We start from the raw sequence: 24868 nt of genomic DNA, 5'->3' as shown, positions 1-24868 counted from the left end.
AGCCACGATGCTTCTGATCCATTGCCCTTATTGCCGGGAAGACCGTTCCGAACTCGAATTTCGCTGGGCGGGCGAAGCCCATATCGCCCGGCCGGAAAACATTACCGATATTTCGGACGAGGCCTTTGCCGAATATTTCTTCATTCGCGACAATGACAAAGGTCTCGTTTTCGAGCGCTGGCGCCACATTCACGGTTGCGGCCGCTTTTTCAACGCCGCCCGCGATTCCGTCAGCGACAAATTCCTGATGACCTACAAGGCAGGCGAGCCGAAACCGGATGCCGACGCGGTTCTTTCCGCCCAAAAGGGAGCTGCGCAATGAGCGGCGATTATCGTATCAAGGGCGCCGGTCGCCTGACACCTGCCAGAACGGCACGCTTCACCTTCGACGGCAAGATCTATCAGGCGCTGGAAGGCGACACCGTTGCATCCGCACTTCTGGCGAATGGCGTGCATCTGATTGGCCGTTCGTTCAAATATCACCGGCCGCGCGGTTTCCTTTCCGCCGGCCCGGAGGAGCCGAATGCGCTGATCGACGTATCGCGTGACAGCCTGCGCAAGCAGCCGAATGTGCGCGCCACGGTGCAGGATGTATTCGACGGCGCCATCATCGCCTCGCAGAACCGCTTTCCGTCGCTGTCCTTCGATATCAGTGCGATCAACGATTTCCTGTCGCCGATGTTTGCGGCTGGTTTCTACTATAAGACCTTCATGTGGCCGAAGGCCGCGTGGCACAAGATTTATGAACCGATCATCCGTCGCGCAGCCGGTCTCGGCAAGGCGCCGACCGAGCCGGATGCGGATCATTATTCCGGCCGTTATGCCCATTGCGACGTGCTGGTGGCCGGTGGCGGTGTGGCCGGGCTGACAGCGGCGCTCGCCGCTGCAAAAACTGGCGCCAGCGTCATTCTGGTTGATGAGAATGCCGAAGTTGGCGGCGCGCTGCGTTTTGATACCGGTGCGGTCATCGACGGCCTGTCCGGATATGACTGGGCGCAAAAAGTTTTCACTGAACTGAAATCGCTGCCCAATGTGCGTGTTCTGACCCGCACGACAGCGTTCGGTTATTACAACCACAATTTCGTGGCGCTGGCCGAGCGTGTGACCGATCACCTCGCCACGCCGGCCAAACACCAGCCACGTGAAAGACTGTGGCAGGTCCGCGCCAAGAAAGTCGTTCTGGCGGCAGGCGCGATCGAGCGGCACATGGTCTTTGCCAATAATGATCGTCCCGGCATCATGCTGGCTTCTGCTGCGCGCATCTATCTCAACCATTACGGCGTGACCGTCGGCAATAATGTCGGTGTCTACACAGCCCATGATTCTGCCTATGAGACGGCATTCGATCTCAAGAAAGCGGGTGTGAAGATCGCCGCTATCGTGGATTGCCGCGAGAACCCCGATCGGCGGCTGCTGGACGAGGCGCGGGCGCTGGGCATCGAGGTACTGGCGGGTCACAGTGTTTACGATACGTCAGGGCGGCTGCGCGTTTCTTCCATGAGCGTTGGCCGCAATGGCGGCTCTAACAAGCGCAAGATTGCCATCGACGCGCTCGTCGTTTCAGCGGGCTGGACGCCTTCGGTGCATCTCTTCTCGCAATCGCGCGGCAAGCTGAAGTTTGACGCGGCAAACCAGCGGTTCCTGCCTGACATCCATGTGCAGAATTGTGTGTCAGTCGGCGCCTGCAACGGCACGGACGATCTCGCCGCATTGATCGCCGAGGCTGCTGCCGCAGGTGGCGGTGCAGCGGAATTCTCCGGCGAGAATGCGCGCGCCTGGACCGGCGGCATGATCGGCGCTGCGGAAGGGGCAGGCGAAGGCACCGGCGTCAAGGCCTTCATCGATTTCCAGCACGATGTCTGCGCCAAGGATATTCGCCTGGCCGTGCGTGAAGGCATGCATTCGGTCGAGCATATCAAGCGCTTCACCACCAATGGCATGGCGTCCGATCAGGGCAAGATGTCCAACATGCATGGCCTTGCCATTGCCTCGGAAGCGCTTGGGCGGGATCTGCCGAAGGTCGGTCTCACCACTTTCCGCCAACCCTATACGCCGGTCACTTTCGGCACGCTCATCAACCATTCGCGCGGTGCGCTGTTCGACCCGACCCGCAAGACGCCGATGCATGACGAAGAGGCTGCGGCAGGCGCCCTTTTCGAGGATGTCGGCAACTGGAAGCGCGCATGGTTCTTCCCGCGCGGCGGCGAGGATATGCACGAGGCGCTCAACCGCGAATGCAAGACGGTGCGGACAAGCGTCGGCGTGTTCGATGCCTCCACGCTCGGCAAGATCGAGGTGGTCGGCCCCGATGCGGCTAAGTTCCTGAACCTCATCTACACAAATGCCTGGGACACACTGAAACCCGGCCGTTGCCGCTATGGCATCATGACGCGCGAGGACGGTTTCGTTTACGATGACGGTGTTGTCGGTCGTCTTTCCGAGGACCGTTTCCATGTGACGACGACGACGGGCGGCGCACCGCGCGTTCTCCAGCACATGGAGGATTATCTCCAGACCGAATTCCCCGAGCTGAATGTCTGGCTGACATCGGCGACCGAACAATGGGCGGTGATTGCGGTGCAGGGACCGAAAGCGCGCGAGGTGATCGCGCCTTTCGTCGAGGGTATCGATATTTCGCCCGAAGCCTTCCCGCATATGGCGGTCGCGGAAGGCACCTTCTGCGGTGTGCCCACGCGTCTCTTCCGTGTATCATTCACGGGAGAGCTTGGTTTCGAAATCAACGTTCCGGCCGATTACGGCGCTGCCGTCTGGACCGCGATCCGTGAACGGGCCGAAGCGGTGGGCGGATGCCTTTATGGCACCGAGACCATGCACATCCTGCGTGCCGAAAAGGGTTACATCATCGTCGGACAGGATACCGACGGCACCGTGACGCCTGACGATGCCGGGCTTGCCTGGGCCGTTTCCAAGAAGAAGACGGATTTCGTCGGTATCCGCGGTCTGAAACGCCCGGATCTCATGCGCTCCGGTCGAAAGCAGCTTGTGGGCCTCAAGACGAAGGACCGGCTGACTGTTCCCGAAGAGGGTGGCCAGATCGTTGCTGATCCAAACCAGCCGAAACCCATGACCATGCTCGGCCATGTCACTTCCGCCTACTGGTCGGAAAATCTCGGCCACTCCATCGCCTTTGCGCTGGTGGCGGATGGCAGGGCGCGCATGGGCGAAACGCTCTACATCCCGCTTGCCGATAAAACAATTGCCGTCGAAGTGACCGACATGGTCTTCCTCGACAAGGAAGGAGCCCGTCTCAATGGCTGACACACTTCACGCAAAACGCAAATCCGTACTCGAGGATTTCCACGGTGGTTCGCCCTTCGTCTCGCTGAAGCCCGCCGCCTCGGCGTCGCGGCTGTCGCTGCGCGCAAGGGAAAGCGCACTGCCGGCCCTCTCGGATGCACTCGGCCTGTTATTGCCCAACAGCCCGAAAAGCTCTGTCACATCGGGTTTGCGCTCCGCTCTCTGGCTTGGTCCGGACGAATGGCTGGTGATCGATCAGGGCGAAAGCGACCTGATGGCGGCGCTCGCCACCGTTCCCGGCCTGTTTTCGGCGACCGACGTTTCCCACCGCAACACGGCTGTCATCGTTTCCGGCCCCGGCGCTGAGGCAGCCCTGAACGCCGGTTGCCCGCAGGATCTGTCTATCGCACAGTTCCCGATCGGCGCCTGCTCGCGAACGGTTTTCGGCAAGGCGGAAGTGGTGCTGCTGCGCGTGGCTGACGATACGTTCCGGGTAGAGTGCTGGCGCTCCTTCGCCGAATATGTCGGCGGCCTGTTGCAGGAAGCGGCGCAGGACGTGGCGGTCTAGCTTTTCCACCCCTGCCATTCCACCCATCGCCCATGGAAATCGGCGCGGCCGATTTCCTGTTTCTTACCGGTCGGCCAGATTTGCAGGGTGATTGCGGCGCTTCCCGGCGTCGTATCTGCCTCCATCTGCAGGCGGGCAAGCGGAGCCTCAGGGGTGGCACGGCTTCCAGCCCCGGCGATCAGCGTTTCGCCGGCCTCTTTCAGCGCATCGGGCAGATATTGCCAGGCGACAGAATGGTAGACCACATGGGCAGCGCCCGAATGTTGCGCGGCAAGGCGGCGTTGCAGCCAGTCAATTGCGTCAGCCTTTTCAACGTGCAAGCCGTTCTCCACCGCAATACGCAGGGCGGCCGCCGTGCGCTCCAGCCTGTCGGTCTGATCGGCCCAGACATATGACATCAGCCGCAACCGGTCCTCGGCAGACGACGGATCGAGTGGGTTAAGATCGCAGCCGGCGCGCTCGATGACCTCTATCCGCTTGTCGGGCGGAGTGTCTCCGCGCCATTCCGGCGACATGGACACTTCGGATTGCCTGCCCCAGGCAAGATCGCCAAGACGATACTGGTAGCGGTCAAATTGCAGGTTCAGACCGGCGCTGGCGCCGACCTCTGAAAGGACCAGCGGCTTGCCGAAAAGCGCCGCAATGGAAAGAAAACCCGGCAGCAGCACAGCGGAACGGCGGACTTCGTTGGTCTGCGGCGGCGATTTCAGCCTTTCGAGGATGAAGCCCGAATGGAAGCGCAAGGCACTTGCGCAAGCCTGCCAGAGCGCATTCTCGTCTTCGGGTGCTATATCGACAAGAGGAGTGATCTTGTCCTCGATAACAAGCGCATGCAGGGCACCGGCAAGCCGCAGTGGGACGGAATCGCCGGACGGGCCGACATCGCCAGGCCAGGACAAAATCATCTCGCCAACGTCCGTCTGGCGATCCAGCCGCGCCGCCACCGCGCGGCAAAGCCGTGCGGTAAAGGGCGAACCGAGGCTGTCGCAGGCTCTTGCCTGTGCGAGAAACGCGTCTCTTACGGCTTCATCATGCATTGGGCCGTCTCCTTTGCGCAGTCCGGCGTTACTTTGCCAGACTGGCCTCGCCGTTGACGAGGGCTTGATCATCAAAACCAAAATTGCGCATCAGCACACGGTGCTCGTCTGATCCGATATAACAAAGAAGCGCCGCATCGACCGCGCTCTGGAGTTCCCGGTCGGATTGGCGGAAAGCAAATGCGCCTGGGGCTGCTGGTCTCTCTTTCGGTAAAACAGAGACAACTTCCAAATCGAGCTCTGGATTTTGCTGCATAAAACCGAGATGGGCCATGGCCACGCTGGCATAGGCGTCGGCACGCCCATCCAATACGGCCTGAGCGGCCTCGTCGTAGGTCTCGCAAATGAGAATGCGGTCATCGGGCACGCCCGCTTCCATAATTGCGCGATGTTGGATCTGATCACGGATCGCGACCAGCGTACATTCCGGATTTTTAGCTGCCGATGCGTATCCGTCCAGATCTCTGAGGTTGCCCTTCCTCACCAAGAGTCCATCAGGCAACGCCCAGATGGGATGGCTGAACGTCACGATCTTTCTGCGTTCAGCGGTATCGAAGAGGCCAGTAGTCATATCCCAAAGGTTTTCGTTCAGCCCAGGCAACAATTGCGAGAATTCGGTTTCGATGAATTCAATTTCATGAATACCGATCATGGCTAGAATGACTCGCGCCAACTCCACATCGCACCCGGTCACATCGCCGCATTCGTTCCTGTAGTTGAACGGAGGTTCTATCAAATATGCGAATCTCACAGACACTCCGATCTCAAATTGGGATTTACTTCGCCATCAGGCGTCTTGCGGCCTGTCCTCGGGGTTGAACTGGGTGATGGTTGTCCAGCGGGCAGTGAGCGCCGGTTTTTTCTCGTTTTCTATCTCCACCGTAACATCATAGGTCGTCACCAGCATGGCGGCGCCGCGAAACCGCGCCTCGGCCAAAGTGAAACGGCCACGCACCCGTGCTCCGCTTTTGACCGGCGTGACGAAGCGGACGGCGTCAAAGCCGTAGTTGATGCCCATGGTCGTTTCGCGAATGCGGGGCAGGGCATCGTAATTCAGAGCCGAAAGCAGCGAGAGCGTCAGGAACCCATGCGCGATAGTGCCGCCAAAGGGGCTTTCCGCCTTGGCGCGTTCCGGGTCGGTGTGGATGAACTGTTCGTCCAGCGTCGCTTTTGCGAAGGCGTCGATCATTGTCTGGTCGACGGTGATCCAGTCGGAAACGCCCAGCTCCGTGCCGACGAAATTTTTCATTTCCGCCAGCGCTATTTCCTTTGCCATGTTACCTCTTCTCGATTGCCTTTCGGAACTTATAAAGGTGCCGGGGCCAAGCGATCAACCGCGCAGATAAAACACCACCGAGCGGGCAGGCAGGAAGGCCGGATTGCCGAAATCCGTGCCGATCGCCTGCCAGTCGTCGCCCGGCAGGGTGAAGGGCACGATCTCATGGCTGCGGTTGATGAGCACGGCAAGCTCCGCGTCGTTTTCGGTCTCGTGGTCCGGCGTGGCAAGCACCATGGCGAAAGCCGGCATGTCCGGCCTTTCCCATTCCGCGACCGTCATCGGTTCTCCGCCGGGGGCAAGCCATGCCACATCGCCGTTGCCGGAGAAAAACTCTGTTTGCGAAAACACGCCGAAGCGTTTGCGAAGTGCGGCAAGAAATGCCGTGTGGTCAGTCAGCTCCTGGGAGAGCGACGACCAGTCGACCCACGTTATCTCGTTGTCCTGGCAATAGGCATTGTTATTGCCATGCTGGCTGCGGCCACCCTCATCGCCGGCGGTCAGCATCAACGTGCCGCGACTGACGAAGAGCGTGGAAAGCAGCGCTTTCACATCCGCGTGGCGGGCGGCCACGACGGCAGGATCGTCCGTCAATCCCTCCAAACCATTGTTCCAGGAATGATTTTCATTATGCCCGTCGCGATTGTTCTCGCCGTTTTTCTCATTGTGCTTGTGTTCGTGGCTGACGAGATCGAACAGGGTGAAACCGTCATGGGCGGCAAGGAAATTGACGCTGCGGCTTTTCGAACGTCCATGGCGGGAAAAGATCGGCGAAGAGCCGGAAAGCGCATTGGCCAGCGCCCCGGTCGTTCCCGCATCGCCGCGCCAGAACCGGCGCATGTCGTCGCGGGCGCGATCGTTCCATTCCAGAAAGCTCTCCGGAAAATTGCCGAGCTGATAGCCGCCGGGGCCGATATCCCATGGTTCGGCGATCAGCACGCGGTCGTATAGTACCGGGTCAGAGTGCATGGCGGCAAGCGTTTCGCTGGCCATGTCGAAGCCACTAGCCGTTCGTCCCAATATGGGCGCGAGATCGAAACGGAAGCCATCGATACCGGCATTGAGAGCGAAATGCCTGAGGGAATCGATAATGAGGTGGCGCACATAGGGATGATCGCAGGCCACCGTGTTGCCGGTGCCGGTGTCATTGACCAGCACGCCCGGCTTTCCTTCCGGGTGACGGAAAGCGGTGAGATTGTCCAGTCCGCGCAAAGACAGGATGGAGCCTCCGCTATCGCTTTCACCCGTATGGTTGAAGACCAGATCGAGAATGACGCCAATGCCTTGCGCGTGCAGGGCTGCAACCGTGTCGCGCAGCTCCCGCACTCCGCCGGGGCAGAGGCGCGGATCGAGCGCCATGAAGCCGACGGGATTGTATCCCCATGCATTGGAAAGGCCAAGCGGCGGCAGGTGGCGCTCGTCGATCCAGGCGGTGATCGGCATCAGCTCCACCGCATCGACACCGATTTTTTTCAAATGCGCGATAATGGCAGGATGAGCCAGCGCTGCCACCGTGCCTCTCAGCTCTTCCGGCACGGCAGGATGCAATTTGGTGAAGGATTTAACCGCGAGTTCGTAAATCAGCCCGCCTTCGACAAAGCGTGGCGGCTGGCGCCTGACCTGCTCATATTGCGACAGGATCGCCTTTGGCATGATCGCGCCCGTGTCTTCGCCATAGGCCAAAAGCGCGGCATCATGCCGGAATGGCCGGTCTATCTCCGTGGCATAGGGGTCGAGCAGCAGTTTTGCGGGGTCGAACCACAAGCCATGTTCGGGGGCATAAATGCCGTCGGCGCGGTAGCCATATCGCGCACCGGGGCCGGTCTCGGCAACTGTCAGCCGGTGAATGTCATTCTCATCGCGCCTCATTGGCAAACGCGCCGTCTCTTTTTCGCCCGTCGCATCAAAAAGGCAAAGGTCGATTTGTGAGGCGTGCCGGGAATAGACCGCAAATTCCGTTCCGTTTTCCGTCTGGGTTACGCCTTTGGGGAAAACGGCTGGTTTCTGCATGGTCTCTCTCTCCGGAAGATGATGATATCGAGTCTGGCGGGAGGTTAGTCGGTAACCTCAGGCGGCCTCATGGCCGCCTGCCAAGTTTTTCGCTATGCCCGTTGCCGGAAACGGTGCGTGCAATGCAAAACCTTACGTGATGACGGTCGGTTCGTTGCGGCCGGTATGGGCCTTGATGCCGGCGATCGTATCGGCAACGGAAATAAGGTCGGCAAGCGCCGCCTGCGTTTCGATGCCGTGACGGGCCGCATCCGGCTCATAGCGCTCGACGTAAAGTCTGAGCGTTGCGCCCGCAGTGCCCGTGCCGGAAAGGCGCAGCACGATGCGCGAACCACCTTCGAACAGGATGCGGATACCCTGGTTCTTGCTGACGGACTGGTCGACCGGGTCGAGATAGGCGAAATCATCAGCAGCTGCGACCTTAAGATTGCCGTAGCTGGTGCCGGGAAGTGTTGCGAGTTTTTCGCGCAGGATGGCCACCAGAGTGTTTGCTGCGTCCGAATCCACTTCCTCATAATCGTGGCGGGAATAATAGTTGCGCCCATATTCGGCCCAGTGCTTGGTAACGATGTCCTTCACGCTTTCCTTGCGGGCGGCGACAATGTTCAGCCAGTAGAGCACGGCCCACAGGCCATCCTTTTCGCGCACGTGGTTGGAGCCGGTGCCGAAGCTTTCCTCACCGCAGATTGTAACCTTGCCGGCATCCATGAGGTTGCCGAAAAATTTCCAGCCGGTTGGCGTCTCGTACATGCCAAGCCCAAGCTTTTCGGCGACGCGGTCGGCTGCGGCACTTGTCGGCATGGAACGGGCGATGCCGGAAATGCCGGCGGCATAACCGGGCGCGAGCCGCGCATTGGCGGCGATGATCGCCAGGCTGTCGGACGGGGTGACAAACATGCCCTTGCCGACCACCATGTTGCGGTCGCCGTCGCCATCCGACGCCGCGCCGAAATCGGGACCTTCCGGGCTCATGACATCGTCATAAAGCTCCTTGGCGTGCACCAGGTTGGGGTCGGGATGGTGGCCGCCGAAATCGGGCAGAGGCGTTGCGTTGCGGACGGAGCCCTTCGGCGCGCCGAGACGCTTTTCGATGATTTCCACGGCATAGGGGCCGGTGACGGCACTCATGGAATCGACAACAACCTTGAAGCCGCCGGCAATCAGGGCGCGAATGGCGGCAAAATCGAACAGTTCTTCCATCAAAGCGGCATAATCGGCGACCGGATCGATGACGTCGACCGTCAGTTCATCCACCTTGAAGCTGCCCACCTTGTCGAGATCGACGTCGGCAGCGTCGGAAATCTTGTAGCTGTCGATGACCTTCGAGCGGGCATAGATCGCGTCGGTGATCTTCTCCGGCGCTGGGCCGCCATTGCCGATATTGTATTTGATGCCGAAATCTTCGGTCGGGCCACCAGGATTATGGCTGGCGGAAAGCACGATGCCGCCGAAGGCTTTGTATTTGCGGATGATATTGGAGGCGGCGGGGGTGGAGAGAATGCCGCCCTGACCGACCAGCACCTTGCCGAAACCGGCGGCGGCCGCCATCTTGATCGCCTTCTGGATGACTTCGCGGTTGTAATAACGGCCATCGCCGCCGATCACCAGCGTCTGGCCCTGAAAGCCCTCAAGCGAGTCGAAGATCGACTGGATGAAGTTTTCGGCATAATTTTCCTGGGCGAAGACGGGCACCTTCTTGCGCAGGCCGGATGTGCCCGGCTTCTGATCCTGAAAGGGTGTCGTCTGAACGGTCTTGATCATTGTTTCAATGGCCTCTCGAAATAAGCTGGCTGTAAAGCGCGGCGTAGAGCGCAGCGCTTTTTTCCCAGGAAACATCGGATTTCATGCCGAGTTTCTGCATTTGTGTCCAAAGTTTCGGGTCGTGATAATAACGCACGGTCCGGCGGATCGCCTGTTTCAGACCGTCGAGCGTGACGGGTGAGAATTGTACACCGGTCGCCGATTTATTGGCGATGGCGGCATGGTTGGCGTCGATCACCGTATCGGCAAGGCCGCCGGTTCGGGCAACCACGGGAACGCAGCCATAACGCAGCGCGTAAAGCTGGGTGAGGCCGCAGGGCTCGAAGCGTGAGGGGATGATGATCGCATCGCAACCCGCCTGCATCAGATGCGATAGCGGCTCATTATAACCGATGGCGACACCGACGCGGCCATGGTGGCGGGATGCCGCCGCCAGTAGCGCGCCTTCCAATGCCACATCGCCGGCGCCCAGCACAACCAGACGGCCGCCGAGGGAAACGATCTCGTCCACGGCTTCCGCCATCAGATCGATGCCCTTCTGCCAGGTGAGGCGGGATATGACGCAGAAAAGCGGGCTGTCATCCTGGTCGATGCGGAAATGTTCTGCGACGGCCTTCTTGTTCAGCGCGCGGTTCTTGAGATTGGTGGCGGAATAGTTGTCGTGGATCAGATGGTCGGTGGCCGGGTTCCAGACATCGGCGTCAATGCCGTTGACGATACCGTGCAGCACATGGGCGCGGCTGCCGATCACCCCTTGCAGCCCCATGCCGAATTCCGCGGTCAGGATTTCTTCCGCATAGGATGGGCTGACCGTGCTGAGCGCGGTTGCCGTCTGCAAGCCGCCCTTGAGGAAGCTGACATCGTTATAATATTCGATGCCTTCCATGCCGAAGGCGTGGGCGGGCAATTCGAGCTTGCTGAAGATGTTGGCCCCGAACTGACCCTGAAAAGCAATGTTGTGGATGGTGAGAAGGCTCGGAATCTCTGGCGTTTCGGCATAACGCATATAGACCGGGGTCATCGCTGCCTGCCAATCATGGGCGTGCACCATATCAGGCCGCCAGCCGGGAAGCACACCGGCGCCGATTCGTGCCGCTGCCAGCGAGAGCGCCGCAAAGCGCTTCCAGTTATCAGGATAATCCTTGCCGGTCTGGCCGAGATAGGGGCCGCCGGAACGCTCGTAATAGGCGGGCGCGTCAAGGATCAGAAGGTCTAGCCCCTCATGTTCGACTTCGAGCAGATCGGCCTTTTCGCCAAGCAGATCGGTGAACTCAAAACATTTGACGGGGTCCGTCACGGCGGCTTTCACCGCCGGATATCCGGGTATCAATGTGCGCGTTCTCACGCCGTAGGCTTCGAGCGCGATGGGGAGGGCGCCGGTAACGTCGGCGAGCCCTCCGGTCTTGATCAGGGGATAAATTTCGGATGAAACCGAAAGGACATTCATGGGCTCTACAGGTCCAGCTTGTCGATCATCGATTGGGTGATAAGGCAAATGCCGTTTTCCGTGCGCCGGAAACGTTTGGCATCCAGTTCGGGGTCTTCTCCTACAATCAGTCCTTCCGGAATGACCACTCCATGGTCGATGACGACGTTGCTGAGCTGGGCGTGGCGCCCGATCTTCACACTCGGCAGTACTACGGCATTCTCAAGGCGGGAGTATGAATTGGCGCGCACGCCTGTGAACAGAAGGCTACGGTTGAGGGCGGCGCCGGAAATGATGCAATCGCCTGACACAACCGACGAGACGGCAGAACCGCGGCGGTCCTCATCGTCATGCACGAATTTCGCCGGCGGAGTGATTTCCGCATAGGTCCAGATCGGCCAGGACTTGTCATAGATATCGAGGTCAGGCACCACATCCGTCAGGTCGATATTGGCCTGCCAATAGGCATCGATGGTTCCGACATCGCGCCAGTATGGTCCGTGCTCGAAATCCGAACGCACGCAGGAGTCCGCAAAACGGTGGGCGACGGCTTTGCCGTGCTGGACAATGTAGGGAATGATGTCCTTGCCGAAGTCGCGGCTGGAGGTGGGGTCGGCGGCATCGCGACGCAGCGCTTCCATCAGGAATTTCGTGTGGAAGACGTAGATCCCCATCGAGGCAAGCGCGAAATTCTCATTTCCGGGAATGCCGGGCGGATCAGCCGGCTTTTCGATGAAGTCGATGATCTCGTCTTTTTCGTTCACATGCATCACGCCGAAGCCCGACGCTTCCTTGCGTGGCACTTCAAGGCAACCGATCGTTACATCCGCGCCGGAATCGACATGCTGTTGCAGCATGTATTCGTAGTCCATCTTGTAAATATGGTCGCCGGCCAGAATGACCATATATTCAGGCGCATAGGGCTCGATGATGTCGATGTTCTGGTAAACGGCGTCGGCGGTGCCTTCGTACCATTGCGTTTCGGACACGCGCTGCGAGGCCGGCAGAATGTCAAAGCTTTCGTTACGCTCTGGACGGAAGAAGTCCCAGCCGCGTTGCAGGTGGCGGATGAGGGAGTGAGCCTTGTATTGCGTGGCGACGCCAATGCGGCGAATGCCGGAATTCAGCGCGTTCGAAAGTGCAAAATCGATAATGCGGGCCTTACCGCCAAAATAAACCGCTGGTTTTGCCCGGCGGTCTGTCAATTCCTTCAAACGGCTTCCTCTACCGCCCGCGAGAACATAGGCCATTGCATCACGCGCCAGGGGCTGAACTCTTTTTTCCGACATGGTTGTCCTCCCGTTCTGTCTGTCAGTTTTCCGGTTCGAGCATGATCGTTGCCAAGGGCGGCAGGACGAGCATCGCCCCTATCTCCCCACCGGCATTGACCGCCTGAACGCGTCCGCCATTTCCCTTGCCGCTGCCGCCATAAATTTCGGCATCGGTGTTGAGAATCTCCCGCCACCGCCCCGCAACAGGAAGCGGCACATAATAGTTTTCCCGGTAGACCGGGGTCAGATTGCAGATAACCGCAACCGGTTTTTCGCCGGGCGCCGAGCGCAGCCAGGCGAAGACCGAGTTTTCGTGATCATCGACTACCAGCCACTGGAAACCTTCGGGTTCGCAGTCACGGGCGTGCAGAGCGGCTTTCGAACGGTAGGTGAGGTTGAGATCGCGCACGAGGCGGCGCATACCCTCATGCATCGGATATTGGCGAAGGTTCCAGTCGAGCGATCCCTTTTCGCTCCATTCGCTCCACTGGGCGAACTCCTGCCCCATGAACAGCAGCTTCTTGCCGGGATAACCCCACATGAAGCCGTAATAGGACCGGAGATTGGCAAATTTCTGCCAGTCGTCGCCGGACATCTTGGCGATCAACGATCCCTTGCCGTGCACCACTTCGTCATGGGAAAGCGGCAGCACGAAATTTTCGGTGAAGGCATAAAGAAGGCCGAATGTCAGTTCCTGATGGTGGAATTTGCGGTGCACCGGCTCACGTGAGAAATAGCTCAGCGTGTCGTGCATGAAACCCATATTCCATTTGAAGCCGAAACCGAGGCCGCCCTCGTGAACCGGCTGCGACACTTTCGGCCAGGATGTGGATTCTTCAGCAATGGTCATGACGCCCGGATGGGTGCCGTAGACGAGCGAGTTCATCTTCTGCAGGAAGCGGACGGATTCCAGGTTCTCGCGCCCGCCATATTCGTTGGGGATCCACTCGCCTTCCTTGCGGGAATAATCGAGATAGAGCATCGAGGCGACGGCATCGACGCGCAATCCATCGAGATGGAATTTTTCGGCCCAATAAAGCGCGTTGTTGACGAGGTAGGACAATACCTCGATGCGGCCGAAATTGTAGATGGCCGTGTTCCAGTCGGGGTGAAAACCCTGACGCGGGTCGGCATGTTCGTAAAGCGCTGTCCCGTCAAACAGGCCCAGGCCGTGCTCGTCAGTTGGAAAATGCGCGGGAACCCAGTCGAGGATCACGCCGATGCCGACCTTGTGGGCGCCGTTGACGAAGCGGGCGAAACCTTCCGGATCGCCGAAACGGGCGGTCGGGGCATAAAGCCCGGTCGTCTGGTAACCCCAGGACGGATCGTAGGGATGTTCGGTGATCGGCAGAAACTCGATATGGGTGAAGCCCATATCCGTGCAATAGGGAATGAGCTGGGTGGCCATTTCGTCCCAGCTGAGGAAGGTGCCGTCCTCGCGACGCCGCCAGGAACCGGCGTGCACCTCGTAAATGCTGATCGGCTGCCGGCGCTGGTCCACTTGCGCCCAATGTTCCCGGTGGGCCTGATCTTCCCATTTCTGCGCCAGTTCCGGTGCGGTGACGGAGGCGTTCTTCGGCCGCAGTTCACCACGCCGTGCATAGGGGTCGGCCTTCAGCGGCAGAAGCTCGCCGTTTGCGCCGAGAATCTCGAATTTATAGGCGCAGCCGGCATAGACGTCAGGTGCGAAAATTTCCCAGATGCCGGTATCCTTGCGGAAACGCATCACATGCCGTCGACCATCCCAATTGTTGAAATCGCCGACGACGGAGACGCGCCGCGCATTGGGAGCCCAGACGGCGAAGTGGAAACCTTCGACGCCTTCAAGCTTGAGCGGATGAGCGCCCATCTTGTCGAACAGTCGCAGATGCGATCCCTCGCGGACGAAATAATCGTCCATCGGTCCAAGAACCGGACCAAAGCTGTAGGGGTCGGTCACTGCCCATTCCGCATCGTCACGACAGGCGCGATAACGCACCGGCTGACGCGAGGTGAGATCGACCGGGCCTTCGAAAAAACCCTCCGGATCGAGCTGCTTCAGTTCGCCGACGAAAGATCCGTCCAGTGTGAGGACAGATACTTCTTCAGCCCCCGGAATGAAACACCGTGCAGAAAAACCTCCCGGCGTTTCGTGAACGCCGAGAAGTGCAAAGGGGTTGGAATGCAAACCGCTCTTGATCGCCTCGATTTCAGCCTTCGTGATTTCGCCAGTCTTTTTCTCTTCGGCCGAATTGAGCGGTTTTTTCATCAGGCTCTCCAGATATCGGCGGCGTATTGCCGGATCGTCCTGTCGGACGAGAACCAGCCCATACGCGCCGTGTTACGGACTGTTTTCGCATACCAGCTTTCCGGATCGCTCCAGATCGCATCCACCTTGCGCTGCGCTTCGGCGTAGGCGTCGAAGTCGGCCGCGACCATGAACCAGTCGCTGTTGTAAATGCCGTCGATCAGCCCGGCAAAGCGGGAGCGGTCGTCGGGTGAGAATACGCCGGAGGCGATGGATGACAGCGCCTGCGACAGTTCCACCGACTGTTCAATAATCGCGCGGGGGTTGTGGCCCTCGGCGCGCGCTTTCGACACCTCTTCCGCCGTCATGCCGAAGATGACGATGTTGTCCTCGCCGACATGTTCGAGCATTTCGACGTTCGCACCATCCAGCGTGCCGATGGTGAGCGCGCCGTTCAGCGCGAACTTCATGTTGCCGGTGCCCGAGGCTTCCATGCCAGCCGTCGAGATCTGTTCGGACAGATCGGCGGCCGGAACCATGATTTCCGCAAGCGAGACGTTGTAGTTCGGAATAAACACCACTTTTAGAAGCCCGCGCACGGCCGGATCGTTGTTGATGACCCGGGCAATATCGTTGGCAAGTTTTATGATCAGCTTCGCGTTGTGATAACTCGGCGCTGCCTTGCCTGCGAAGAACTTAACGCGCGGTACCCAATCCAGTTCCGGGTGAGAACGGATCTGGTCGTAAAGCGCCACCGTTTCGATAAGGTTCAGAAGCTGGCGCTTATATTCATGGATGCGCTTGATCTGGATGTCGAACATGGCCGAGGGATCGACACGGATGCCCATGCGCTGCGCCACCGTATTGGCAAGCCGCACCTTGTTCAGACGCTTCACTTCGGCAAATTTTTCGCGGAAACCGGCATCGTCGGCGAAGCGGTCGAGCGCTGTCAGCTTTTCCGCATCGTCGAGGAAATCGTCGCCGATCGCTTCCCGGATCAATCCGGTCAGGCCGGGGTTGCACTGCATCAGCCAGCGGCGCGGGGTGATGCCGTTGGTCTTGTTGTTGATGCGCTCGGGATAAAGGCTGTGCAGGTCGGCAAAGACCGTTTCCTTCATCAGTTCGGTATGAAGTGCCGAGACACCGTTGATGGAATGCGAGCCGATGAAGGCGAGATTGCCCATGCGCACGCGCCGCTCACCGTTTTCGTCGATCAGCGAGATGGACCGGATCTGCTGATCCGGCATCTTCTTTTCCTTGCGGGCGTAGACCAGCGTATTGGCATTGATCGCATAGACGATCTGCATGTGCCTCGGCAAAAGCCGCTCGAGCAGCGGGACGGGCCAGCTTTCCAGCGCTTCGGGCAAAAGCGTGTGGTTGGTGTAGGAGAAGGTGCCCTGCGTGATCTTCCAGGCTTCGTCGAATTCAAGGCCGTGGACATCGCATAGCAGGCGCATCATTTCGCAGATGGAAATGGCCGGATGCGTGTCGTTGAGCTGGATCGAAACCTTGTCGGGCAGCGAGGTGAAATCCGGATATTGCTGCAGGTGACGGCGCAGAATGTCCTGCAGGGAGGCGGAGGAGAAGAAAAACTCCTGCCGCAGACGCAATTCCTGGCCGGCTGGGGTCGCATCGGCGGGGTAGAGAACGCGCGTCAGGCTTTCGGCCTTGTTGCTTTCCCGCAACGCGCCGATGTGGTCGCCGGCATTGAAGGCGGCAAGCAGAATGGGGTCGATAGGCTGCGCCGACCATAGGCGCAAGGTGTTGACGCGGGTGCCGCGCCAGCCGACGACAGGCGTGTCGTAAGCCATGGCAATGACGCGTTCGGCAGGTTTCCAGACGAAGCGCTGCGGCTCCTCATATCCACCGATGGTTTCCACCGATCCGCCAAAGCCGATTTCATACGAGCTTTCGCGACGTTCGAATTCCCAGGGATTGCCGTGCGCCAGCCACGTCTCCGGCAATTCCACCTGCCATCCGTCCGCCATCTGCTGGCGGAAAAGGCCGTGCACATAACGGATGCCGTAGCCATAGGCGGGAATATCGACGGTTGCCATGGATTCCATGAAACAGGCAGCGAGACGGCCAAGGCCGCCATTGCCAAGTGCCGCATCCGGTTCCAGTCCCGCAATGACATCGAGATCGACGCCGAGCGAAGAAAGCGCGTCCCTGATTTCGTGCATCAGCCCGATATTGGAGATCGCATCGCGCATCAGGCGACCGATCAGAAACTCGAGCGACAGGTAATAAACGCGCTTGGAATTGTTGGCATAGGCCTTGCGGGTGGAGGCCATCCACTTGTCGATGATGCGGTCACGGACGACGAGAATGGTCGCGGTCAGCCAGTCATGCGGCTTGGCAACTTTTACGTCCTTGCCGATACGGTAGGTGAGGCGCTCGATGATTTCCGCTGCCATGATTTCCGGGTTGGAACTGCGCGGGGCGGGACGGGGAAGATCGGCGGCGTTTAGATTATTGATCATTGGTCGGTCAGCACCTTGGTGGGAGGAGAGGGTCTGATGAGGTCGATCCGGTTTGCCTTTACTGATGCCAGTTTATGCATCGATATGGAGGCGTGGCAACAGCATTTTTTGTGGAAATTTGAACAGCTTAGGGTAATGAAAAATAACACTTTTTCTTCAGCGTCCCGAGGATCGCCAAAGGCATTGCCTGCCCATTGTCCGTCATTCATGAACGGGTTTGCATGGTCGTTGCGATGCAGGGCATCGTTCAAGAAAGGGAGAGGGGCTGCAACACTTCTGAAATGGTTCACCGGTCCTGAAATCTGTTTCGGTCTATCGGATCACACACTAGCCTTCGCGGCGGAGATAATTCAATGAAAATAAACACGACGCAGCCGCAGCCGCGCCCACCGGTGGCGGCCAAACTGAAAAAAATGGCCTCGGTCGTCATGAAATGCGACGTTTACGGCAGGGAAAAAGGTTCAGTGGTCATACCGCCGGCGCGGATCGTCACCCGGGTATTTGGCGGCACCGCACACCAAGGGGTGCAATCGAAGGAAAAGGGTTCCGAGCTTAGCGCGATGCCCTCTTCAAGCCCGCGCCAGTAAAGCGTTGGCGGCTTGTCGTCGCTTGACCAGCGGAAGGCGTGCAGGCAATCGCCATCCATCAACACGGCGCTGAACCGCAACGCGGAAGAAACACCCGCCGCGATCATCTTTTCCAGGCAGAGGCACAGCGCGGTGGAAATGGCCCGAACCGGGTCCGCATCAAGGCCGTGGCCGGCGGCAATCAGGAAGATGGCTTCGCTGTCGCCGGTGCCGCGCCGGGCGGAATAAATATCATCGGGTATGAGGGAATCAATGTCGCGCCTGATCTGCTCGTAGCCACCGATCTGGCCGTTATGCATGAAGAGATATTGACCATGCGCAAAGGGGTGGCAATTGGCACGGGATACTTCGCCTGATGTGGCGGAGCGGACGTGGGCCATGAACATGCCCGAGCGAAGCTGGTGGCAAAGGGCGGCCAGATTGGCGTCGGACCAAGCGGGTCTGGTGTCGCGAAAAACGCCGGGCGTTCCGCGCTCGCCATACCAGCCAAGACCGCAACCGTCGCCATTGACGACGGTTTTAGCTTCCCTTGCGGCCATGGACTGGCTGACCAGCGATGCTTCCGGCTCGATCAGAAGACTGTCGAGCCAGACCGGTTTACCGGAATAGGCAAAAAGGCGGCACATTCATGCAGCTCTGTTCAGGGCCTTGTTTCCGAGCGCGAAGCCGACAGCGGCCTGGGCGTGAATGGCGGTCGAATCGTAGCCCGGCAAAGGCAGGGCATCGGGATCGATCAGCAGGGAAATTTCGGTGCAGCCGAGAATGACGGAATCGACGCCGAGCGCACGGGCTTTCTCGATGACCGACATGTAGCGCTCGCGCGAGCACGACTTGATCTCGCCCTGGCACAATTCGCCAAAAATGATGTCGTGGATGGCGGTCCTGTCTTCCTCATCCGGCACGACCACATCGACGCCGTGGCGGCGCATGCGGTCGGTGTAGAAGCCATGTTCCATCGTGTAGCGCGTGGCGAGCAGAAGCGGCTTGCGGCGTCCATCCGCCTTCAATGCGGTGGCAGTTTCATCAATGATGTCGATGAGAGTGACGCCCGACATTTTTTCAACGGTTTCCGCAACGAGGTGCATGGTGTTGGTGCAGATCAGCACACAATCGGCACCCGCATTGGCAAGACGCGCACCCGCAGCGCCCAAAAGCGCGCCGGCCTCATCCCAGCGGTCGGCCTTCTGAAGGGCGACAACCTCGGAAAAATCGAGCGAATGCATGACGATATCGGCCGATACGAGCCCACCGCGGCTGTCACGAACGGCCTCGTTGATCATGCGATAATAGGTTGCGGTGGATTCCCAGCTCATGCCGCCGATCAGACCGATCCGTTTCATAGGCGTTCCCTTATAAAAGTTTGATTGATGACAAGAATGCCATTGCCGCGATGAAAACGGCATGCGTTTTTTCAGGGATTTAGAAGGCAGATTGCAAATTCTGGGCGTGCATTGTGCTCAGCTCGCAAATTTCTTGCGCCACTACGTTAATTGATGCATTCTGAAGCAATGATTGACGACCGTGACCGCCGAATCCTTGCGATTCTCCAGGAGAATGCAGAAACACCTCTCGCCGATATCGCGGATGAGGTGTCGTTATCGCTTTCCGCCTGTTCCCGCCGTATCACGCGTCTGCGTGCGGAAGGATATGTGACCGGCACGATGGCGCTGCTCGACCGGCGGAAAATCAACCTGCCGACCACGGTTTTCCTGCTCGTGAGAACCGGCCTGCATGCGGAGGACTGGCTGGACCGGTTCCATGCCGCCGTCAGCACCATACCGGAGATCGTCGAGGTGCACCGGCTGACCGGCAATTTCGATTATATTCTGAAACTCGTGCTTCCAAATGTCGAATATTACGACACCATCTACAAACAGATCCTCCGGCGGGTCGAGCTTTACGACATGTCCGCCTATATCTCCATGGAGACGGTGAAGCTGTCGTCTTCACTCCCGACAACGCATATCTAATCGCAATATTTGGTCTTTTTTCAGCGCCCGGCTTCAAAACGGAAACCAAAGCGGAAACTTCGGGTCTCACCCGGTTGAAGGGTAATGTCCGCTTCAAGTTGCGGCTGGTTGAAGGCGTTTGTCGGTGTTTCCACAGGTTCGAGCGCGATGGATTTTCGCCTGTCGCGGGCAAGCGTATCGCCGGTAAAGACATGCATGTGGCCGCGCTCCTGCCAAACGGTCAGGCTCGAACCATCGTTCCGGTTTTCGATCCTAGTCTCGTAAAGCCCGTTTGCGGATGGGATCAGATCGGTAAAGCAGACATCCAGCACATGGCCTGCGAGCGGCGCGGCAGAAAGAAACGCTGCATTGTCCCGTTTGAGAATGCCCGTCTCACTGTCGGTGAGTGGTATCAAATTCTCGTCCGTTTCGATCGCTGTTTGCGACGGTAGGGTGAGAAGGAGATCGTCGATGGAGGATATGCCGGGCAGACGGAAATAGGGATGCCAGCCGGCCGCGAAGGGCAAAGGCCGGTCGTCCCCATTGATGCCGCGTATATCGATGGTAACCCCATGGCCGGCAAACCGGTATTCCACCTCGATGGCGAGATGGTAGGGATAGCCCTTGAATTCGGCCGGCAATATCTCGGCACGAAAGACGATAATGTGCGCGTCGTTTTCTTCGAAAGACCGGTCGAGGGCGAAGGGCAGGGCACGGGCAAATCCGTGGAAGACGAGGTCCTCGTGGGCAAGCACCGGCTCGATACGGTGCATCTCCCCGCCAAATTTAAATTGGCCCTGAGGAATGCGATTGGTGAAGGGGGCGAGAATGCCGTTTCTCACGCCGTTCTGCGACTGCAATTCCTGAAGCGACGAATAGCCGTCGACAAGGTTTTTTTCATTGCCATCGGCAAGTCGTGGCCGCCAGCTCAGAAGGGTAGCGCCCTCATAAGCGATCTCGGCGCTGAAGCCGTTTCCGGAAACGGTCAGGCTGGCAATCCCCGTGCCTGTTGCGGAAGTGGTCATCGGGAAATTGTCCTTCATGCAAGCGTCTGCGGCCGTCGGGCCGATTGCGCCGCCGATTCGCCCGATCATCTTCGCTGCGGAGACATTTCGCAATGGCCATGACGGTGGCACACCTTAATGACCTCGCGTCAGCCCGGCCAATAAGGTGTTATTGCCCTGGCCATGGCGCAAATCATTCCGTGAAGGTGTGTTTCGCGCCGGTGAAAAATTCCATTAGGGCGGCCTGATCCTCGCCGCCAAGTCCCGCTGCTGTCAGCATGCGGTGCACCTCGGCGCAAACCGCCGTCAGCGGCATGGCCGTGTTGGTGCGTCGGGCCAGATCCTGCGCGCCGTTCAGGTCCTTGACCATGTTGTCGATGCGGCCAGTGCGGCGGTAATCCTTCGCCACGTAACGTGGCATATATTCCTGAAGGATTGCGCTGTCGGCGCGGCCGCCTTTCAGCGCCTGCGGAATTTTGGCGGCATCGACGCCGGCATCCAGCGCAAGCTGCGTTGCTTCCGCTACGGCAAGGAAGTTCAGCCCGCAAAGAACCTGATTGATGAGCTTCGTCGTCTGGCCGGCGCCGCTTGGACCCATATGGGTGTAGTTGCTGGCCACGTGCCGCAGCACGCGATGGGCATCGGCCACATCCTTTTCGGTGCCGCCGGCCATCAGGGTCAGTTGCCCGACGAGTGCCTTCGGCGCGCCGCCGGAAAGCGGGCTGTCCACCCAGCGCAGCCCTTTTTCAGCCGCATCCGCCGCCAGTTCTTTTGTCGCTTCCGGATCGATGGAGGACATGTCGATGATCAGCGTGCCGGGCCTGGCCCCCGCCGCCACGCCGTCTTTGCCGAAAACGGCGGCGCGGACGATTTTCGGCGAATTGAGGCTTAGGATCACGACATCGGAGACCGAAGCCGCTTGCGCCGCCGTCTCGGCGCTATGCGCACCAAGGCTGGTCAAAGCCGCCACCTTTTCCGCGTCCAGATCGAAAACCGTCAGGTGATTGCCGGTCTCGATCAGCCGCGCACCGATCGCGCCGCCCATCGCGCCAGCGCCGATGAGGGCGATTTTGTTCTTCTCGGTCATGGTGCTCACGGTCTCCTCCCAAAGCGTCGTGGTTACGGCTTCTTCAAAGCGAGGCGGTAATGCCGCCGTCGACGTAAAGAATATGTCCGTTCACGAAAGACGAGGCATCGGACGACAGGAAAATGCAGGCGCCGACAAGCTCTTCGACCTTGCCCCAGCGGCCGGCCGGCGTGCGTTTTTCAAGCCATGCTGAAAACGTCTCGTCTGCCACCAGGGCCGCGTTGAGCGGCGTGTCGAAATAGCCCGGCGCAATGGCGTTGCACTGCAGGCCATATTTCGCCCAGTCCGTCGCCATGCCCTTCGTCAGATTGCCGACGGCGCCCTTGGTGGCGGTGTACGGCGCGATACCGGGGCGGGCAAGAGCGGTCTGGACGCTGGCGATGTTGATGATCTTGCCACGTCCACGGCTGATCATATGACGCGCGACGGCTTGCCCTGCATGGAACACCGAGGCGATGTTTGTCTGTAACAGGCGCTCGAAGGCGTCGGCCGGAAAATCCTCCAGCGGTGTGCGGTGCTGCATGCCGGCATTGTTGACCAGAATATCGATGGGGCCGACTTCCGCCTCGAAACCGTCGATGGCCTTGCGCACCGCGTCATGATCGGTGGCATCGAAGGCGAGTGTCTTGGCACCCTTGATGCCTGCGGCGGCTGCTTTCAGCTTTGCCTCGTCGCGGCCGTTCAGCACCACTTCGGCTCCCGCCTCCACCAGGCCCTGCGCCAGCGCAAAGCCGATGCCCTGCGACGAGCCGGTGATCAGGGCGCGGCGGCCGGAAAGATCGAACAAATTAAGGCCCACTGTTTCCTCCAGTCTCTCGACATTGCTTTCATGCCGGTTTATGTTATCGATAACATTCATCCCTTTCAGACGTGGATGTCAAGGCTTAAACGCCTGTTTCCGGTACGCAACATGCGCGCGGGGAGGCTGCAGGGCGGCGGAGACGCGGCCGGCGGCAATGATTGGGATAGGGATTATTTTGTTGCGCCGTTTAAGGCGCGATATCGAACGGGAGATATTTATGAGAGCGATTGTCGCCCACGGGGCAAAGGATGTGCGCATCGAGGAGCGGCCGGAGGAGGCGCCGGGGGCAGGAGAAGTGCGTCTTCGTCTGGCTCGGGGCGGGATTTGCGGCAGCGATCTTCACTATTACAATCACGGCGGTTTCGGCGCGGTACGGCTTCGCGAACCAATGGTGCTGGGACATGAGGTCTCCGCCATTGTTGAGGAGCTGGGCGAGGGCGTCGAGGGGCTGAAGGTTGGCGGTCTGGTCGCGGTTTCGCCGTCCCGTCCGTGCAGGACCTGCCGCTTTTGCCAGGAAGGCCTGCACAATCAGTGCCTCAACATGCGCTTTTATGGCAGCGCCATGCCGTTTCCGCATATTCAGGGCGCTTTCCGCGAGGTTCTCATCGCGGATGCCCTGCAATGCGTTCCGGCCGACGGTTTGAGTGCCGGTGAGGCAGCTATGGCGGAACCGCTGGCGGTAACGCTGCATGCCACCCGCCGCGCCGGCGATTTGCTCGGAAAACGCGTGCTCGTCACCGGCTGCGGCCCCATCGGCATTCTCTCCATCCTGTCTGCCCGCCGTGCCGGTGCCGCTGAAATCGTCGCGACCGATCTTTCGGACTTCACGCTTGCCAAGGCGCGGGAAGCGGGCGCGGACCGCGTCATAAACAGCAAGGATGAGCCTGATGCGCTGGCGGCGTACGGCGCGAACAAGGGAACCTTCGACGTTCTCTATGAATGCTCCGGTGCCGCCGTTGCACTTGCGGGCGGGATTACGGCGTTGCGTCCGCGCGGCATCATTGTCCAGCTTGGCCTTGGTGGCGATATGAGCCTACCGATGATGGCGATTACTGCCAAGGAACTCGATCTGCGCGGCTCTTTCCGGTTCCATGAGGAATTCGCGACGGGCGTCGAACTGATGCGCAAAGGCCTGATCGACGTCAAGCCGTTCATCACCCAGACGGTGGACCTCGATGACGCCATCTCGGCCTTCGAATTTGCCTCCGACCGCAGCCGCGCCATGAAGGTGCAGATCGCTTTTTCGTAAGCGCCTGTTGCGCACGCCGGTTTGTCGACGTCTTGATCGGCGGTGGATTAATCCCCGCCGATTTTTCATGCGCGCGCTTCCATCTACAACATGACGTCTTTGATGTTATCGATATCATTTCGTGCATCGCGGGCTGTGAAAGTGTGCCAGAGGGCGCAGCCCTGATCCCCGGCAGACGCTGCCTCTTCTGATTTGCACATTTTGACGCAGGTCAAAAAGGTGATTTGCCGATTGCCATTTTTTGCTTTATCGAAATTTCAGAAATTACTGAAACTACAGAAAGCAAAGAAATGCCGACTAGTCTTTCTCCACTCGTTCAGTCCTTCGTGCTGCATTTTGGCGAGATGGGCAGCCGCTGGGGCATCAACCGCACGGTCGGCCAAGTCTATGCATTGCTTTACATTTCACCGCAGCCGCTCTGCGCCGACGACATTGTCGAGGCGCTTGGCATTTCCCGTTCCAATGTGTCGATGAGCCTGAAGGAGCTTCAGGCGTGGAACCTTGCAATTCTCAAGCATTTCCCCGGCGACCGGCGCGATTTTTTCACGACGCCGGAGGATGTGTGGCAAATTCTGCGCACCCTTGCCGAAGAGCGCAAGAAGCGCGAGATCGACCCGACACTCAGCGTGCTTCGTGAAATCCTGATGGAGAAGCCGGAAAACGAAGAGGAGCGGCATGCGCAGAAGCGCATCGATGAGATGAAAACGCTGATCGAGCAGCTCACCGGCTGGTATGACGATGTGAAGAAGCTGGAGACGGAGCGGTTGGCTTCGCTTCTGGCACTCGGCTCGAAGGTCACGAAGCTTCTGGAGGCCAAGGACAAGATCGTCTCTCTTGCCAGACCCCGTGCCAAGAAGGACAGGTGAGGAGATC

At 59.2% G+C, this 24868-nt stretch carries 20 protein-coding genes; 6 read left to right on the top strand and 14 right to left on the bottom strand.

Annotated features, from left to right (window positions below):
* Positions 1-7 precede the first annotated feature (7 nt).
* The 3 genes from ACZ5A6_RS22800 to ACZ5A6_RS22790 are packed head-to-tail and all read left to right on the top strand — an operon-like array spanning position 8 to position 3826.
* A complete protein-coding gene (locus tag ACZ5A6_RS22800) occupies positions 8-322 on the top strand; it encodes a sarcosine oxidase subunit delta (RefSeq protein WP_111804732.1) in 315 nt (104 codons plus the stop codon).
* Positions 319-3279, top strand: coding sequence for a sarcosine oxidase subunit alpha (locus ACZ5A6_RS22795; RefSeq protein ID WP_013762066.1), 2961 nt, complete (start codon positions 319-321; stop codon positions 3277-3279). Before ACZ5A6_RS22800 ends, ACZ5A6_RS22795 begins: the two co-directional genes overlap by 4 nt.
* Positions 3272-3826 (top strand): sarcosine oxidase subunit gamma, encoded by a 555-nt coding sequence (locus ACZ5A6_RS22790; protein ID WP_013762067.1) that lies wholly within the window; start codon positions 3272-3274, stop codon positions 3824-3826. The genes ACZ5A6_RS22795 and ACZ5A6_RS22790 overlap by 8 nt, the downstream gene beginning before the upstream one ends.
* Here the strand turns inward: ACZ5A6_RS22790 and ACZ5A6_RS22785 are convergent.
* The 11 genes from ACZ5A6_RS22785 to ACZ5A6_RS22735 form a co-directional block, all read right to left on the bottom strand.
* On the bottom strand, positions 3823-4863 hold the full coding sequence (locus ACZ5A6_RS22785; protein WP_112290752.1) for a DUF2332 domain-containing protein: 1041 nt from the start codon (positions 4861-4863) through the stop codon (positions 3823-3825). The genes ACZ5A6_RS22790 and ACZ5A6_RS22785 overlap by 4 nt on opposite strands.
* A 28-nt stretch (positions 4864-4891) precedes the next feature.
* Positions 4892-5614 (bottom strand): transporter substrate-binding domain-containing protein, encoded by a 723-nt coding sequence (locus ACZ5A6_RS22780; protein WP_112290755.1) that lies wholly within the window; start codon positions 5612-5614, stop codon positions 4892-4894.
* Positions 5615-5650: 36 nt separating this feature from the next.
* The gene (locus ACZ5A6_RS22775; protein WP_004431798.1) at positions 5651-6139 is read right to left on the bottom strand and encodes a MaoC family dehydratase; all 489 of its coding nucleotides are present in this window, start codon (positions 6137-6139) and stop codon (positions 5651-5653) included.
* Positions 6140-6193: 54 nt separating this feature from the next.
* On the bottom strand, positions 6194-8149 hold the full coding sequence (glgX, locus tag ACZ5A6_RS22770; protein WP_464111413.1) for a glycogen debranching protein GlgX: 1956 nt from the start codon (positions 8147-8149) through the stop codon (positions 6194-6196).
* Positions 8150-8281: 132 nt separating this feature from the next.
* Positions 8282-9910, bottom strand: coding sequence for an alpha-D-glucose phosphate-specific phosphoglucomutase (locus tag ACZ5A6_RS22765; protein ID WP_004431805.1), 1629 nt, complete (start codon positions 9908-9910; stop codon positions 8282-8284).
* Positions 9911-9914: 4 nt separating this feature from the next.
* The gene (gene glgA, locus ACZ5A6_RS22760; protein ID WP_112290760.1) at positions 9915-11357 is read right to left on the bottom strand and encodes a glycogen synthase GlgA; all 1443 of its coding nucleotides are present in this window, start codon (positions 11355-11357) and stop codon (positions 9915-9917) included.
* A 5-nt stretch (positions 11358-11362) separates the two neighbouring features.
* Positions 11363-12625 (bottom strand): glucose-1-phosphate adenylyltransferase, encoded by a 1263-nt coding sequence (gene glgC / locus ACZ5A6_RS22755; protein WP_004431809.1) that lies wholly within the window; start codon positions 12623-12625, stop codon positions 11363-11365.
* A gap of 22 nt (positions 12626-12647) precedes the next feature.
* A complete protein-coding gene (gene glgB, locus ACZ5A6_RS22750) occupies positions 12648-14855 on the bottom strand; it encodes a 1,4-alpha-glucan branching protein GlgB (protein ID WP_019566535.1) in 2208 nt (735 codons plus the stop codon).
* Positions 14855-17317 carry a glycogen/starch/alpha-glucan phosphorylase gene (locus tag ACZ5A6_RS22745; RefSeq protein ID WP_004431815.1) on the bottom strand — a complete coding sequence of 821 codons (2463 nt, stop codon included), beginning with the start codon at positions 17315-17317 and terminating at the stop codon, positions 14855-14857. Before ACZ5A6_RS22745 ends, glgB begins: the two co-directional genes overlap by 1 nt.
* Positions 17318-17759: 442 nt before the next feature.
* Complete coding sequence (locus ACZ5A6_RS22740; RefSeq protein ID WP_112290763.1) at positions 17760-18530, bottom strand: class II glutamine amidotransferase; 771 nt, start codon at positions 18528-18530, stop codon at positions 17760-17762.
* A complete protein-coding gene (locus tag ACZ5A6_RS22735; protein ID WP_065658713.1) occupies positions 18531-19244 on the bottom strand; it encodes an aspartate/glutamate racemase family protein in 714 nt (237 codons plus the stop codon). It lies immediately after the preceding gene.
* A gap of 168 nt (positions 19245-19412) precedes the next feature.
* Here ACZ5A6_RS22735 and ACZ5A6_RS22730 point away from each other — a divergent pair, with 168 nt between their 5' ends.
* Positions 19413-19874, top strand: coding sequence for an Lrp/AsnC family transcriptional regulator (locus tag ACZ5A6_RS22730; protein WP_003498392.1), 462 nt, complete (start codon positions 19413-19415; stop codon positions 19872-19874).
* 20 nt (positions 19875-19894) lie between these two features.
* Here the strand turns inward: ACZ5A6_RS22730 and ACZ5A6_RS22725 are convergent, their stop codons facing one another.
* The 3 genes from ACZ5A6_RS22725 to ACZ5A6_RS22715 form a co-directional block, all read right to left on the bottom strand.
* Complete coding sequence (locus tag ACZ5A6_RS22725; RefSeq protein ID WP_112290799.1) at positions 19895-20878, bottom strand: aldose 1-epimerase; 984 nt, start codon at positions 20876-20878, stop codon at positions 19895-19897.
* A gap of 172 nt (positions 20879-21050) precedes the next feature.
* Positions 21051-21944 (bottom strand): NAD(P)-dependent oxidoreductase, encoded by an 894-nt coding sequence (locus ACZ5A6_RS22720; RefSeq protein WP_112290766.1) that lies wholly within the window; start codon positions 21942-21944, stop codon positions 21051-21053.
* Positions 21945-21987: 43 nt separating this feature from the next.
* On the bottom strand, positions 21988-22743 hold the full coding sequence (locus tag ACZ5A6_RS22715; protein ID WP_025595224.1) for an SDR family oxidoreductase: 756 nt from the start codon (positions 22741-22743) through the stop codon (positions 21988-21990).
* 220 nt (positions 22744-22963) lie between these two features.
* On the opposite strand from ACZ5A6_RS22715, the gene ACZ5A6_RS22710 reads away from it, so the two are divergent.
* Positions 22964-23995, top strand: a complete 1032-nt coding sequence (locus ACZ5A6_RS22710; protein WP_004431840.1) for an L-idonate 5-dehydrogenase — start codon at positions 22964-22966, stop codon at positions 23993-23995.
* A gap of 290 nt (positions 23996-24285) precedes the next feature.
* Positions 24286-24861, top strand: coding sequence for a GbsR/MarR family transcriptional regulator (locus ACZ5A6_RS22705; protein ID WP_111804767.1), 576 nt, complete (start codon positions 24286-24288; stop codon positions 24859-24861).
* Positions 24862-24868 lie beyond the last annotated feature (7 nt).

Source organism: Agrobacterium sp. 6Ca8 (assembly GCF_055382765.1).
Note: the sequence above shows the minus strand (reverse complement) of the source record. Positions and strands in the feature narration are given on the sequence as shown.

What these genes read in the sequence shown, in the direction of transcription:
- glgC (WP_004431809.1), bottom strand. Translation starts at nt 12,625, where the DNA reads ATGTCGGAAAAAAGAGTTCAGCCCCTGGCGCGTGATGCAATGGCCTAT.
- ACZ5A6_RS22735 (WP_065658713.1), bottom strand. Translation starts at nt 19,244, where the DNA reads ATGAAACGGATCGGTCTGATCGGCGGCATGAGCTGGGAATCCACCGCA.
- ACZ5A6_RS22790 (WP_013762067.1), top strand. Translation starts at nt 3,272, where the DNA reads ATGGCTGACACACTTCACGCAAAACGCAAATCCGTACTCGAGGATTTC.
- ACZ5A6_RS22710 (WP_004431840.1), top strand. Translation starts at nt 22,964, where the DNA reads ATGAGAGCGATTGTCGCCCACGGGGCAAAGGATGTGCGCATCGAGGAG.
- ACZ5A6_RS22725 (WP_112290799.1), bottom strand. Translation starts at nt 20,878, where the DNA reads ATGACCACTTCCGCAACAGGCACGGGGATTGCCAGCCTGACCGTTTCC.
- glgB (WP_019566535.1), bottom strand. Translation starts at nt 14,855, where the DNA reads ATGAAAAAACCGCTCAATTCGGCCGAAGAGAAAAAGACTGGCGAAATC.
- ACZ5A6_RS22800 (WP_111804732.1), top strand. Translation starts at nt 8, where the DNA reads ATGCTTCTGATCCATTGCCCTTATTGCCGGGAAGACCGTTCCGAACTC.
- ACZ5A6_RS22720 (WP_112290766.1), bottom strand. Translation starts at nt 21,944, where the DNA reads ATGACCGAGAAGAACAAAATCGCCCTCATCGGCGCTGGCGCGATGGGC.
- ACZ5A6_RS22705 (WP_111804767.1), top strand. Translation starts at nt 24,286, where the DNA reads ATGCCGACTAGTCTTTCTCCACTCGTTCAGTCCTTCGTGCTGCATTTT.
- ACZ5A6_RS22745 (WP_004431815.1), bottom strand. Translation starts at nt 17,317, where the DNA reads ATGATCAATAATCTAAACGCCGCCGATCTTCCCCGTCCCGCCCCGCGC.
- ACZ5A6_RS22730 (WP_003498392.1), top strand. Translation starts at nt 19,413, where the DNA reads ATGATTGACGACCGTGACCGCCGAATCCTTGCGATTCTCCAGGAGAAT.
- ACZ5A6_RS22785 (WP_112290752.1), bottom strand. Translation starts at nt 4,863, where the DNA reads ATGCATGATGAAGCCGTAAGAGACGCGTTTCTCGCACAGGCAAGAGCC.
- ACZ5A6_RS22795 (WP_013762066.1), top strand. Translation starts at nt 319, where the DNA reads ATGAGCGGCGATTATCGTATCAAGGGCGCCGGTCGCCTGACACCTGCC.
- ACZ5A6_RS22740 (WP_112290763.1), bottom strand. Translation starts at nt 18,530, where the DNA reads ATGTGCCGCCTTTTTGCCTATTCCGGTAAACCGGTCTGGCTCGACAGT.
- glgX (WP_464111413.1), bottom strand. Translation starts at nt 8,149, where the DNA reads ATGCAGAAACCAGCCGTTTTCCCCAAAGGCGTAACCCAGACGGAAAAC.
- ACZ5A6_RS22775 (WP_004431798.1), bottom strand. Translation starts at nt 6,139, where the DNA reads ATGGCAAAGGAAATAGCGCTGGCGGAAATGAAAAATTTCGTCGGCACG.
- glgA (WP_112290760.1), bottom strand. Translation starts at nt 11,357, where the DNA reads ATGAATGTCCTTTCGGTTTCATCCGAAATTTATCCCCTGATCAAGACC.
- ACZ5A6_RS22765 (WP_004431805.1), bottom strand. Translation starts at nt 9,910, where the DNA reads ATGATCAAGACCGTTCAGACGACACCCTTTCAGGATCAGAAGCCGGGC.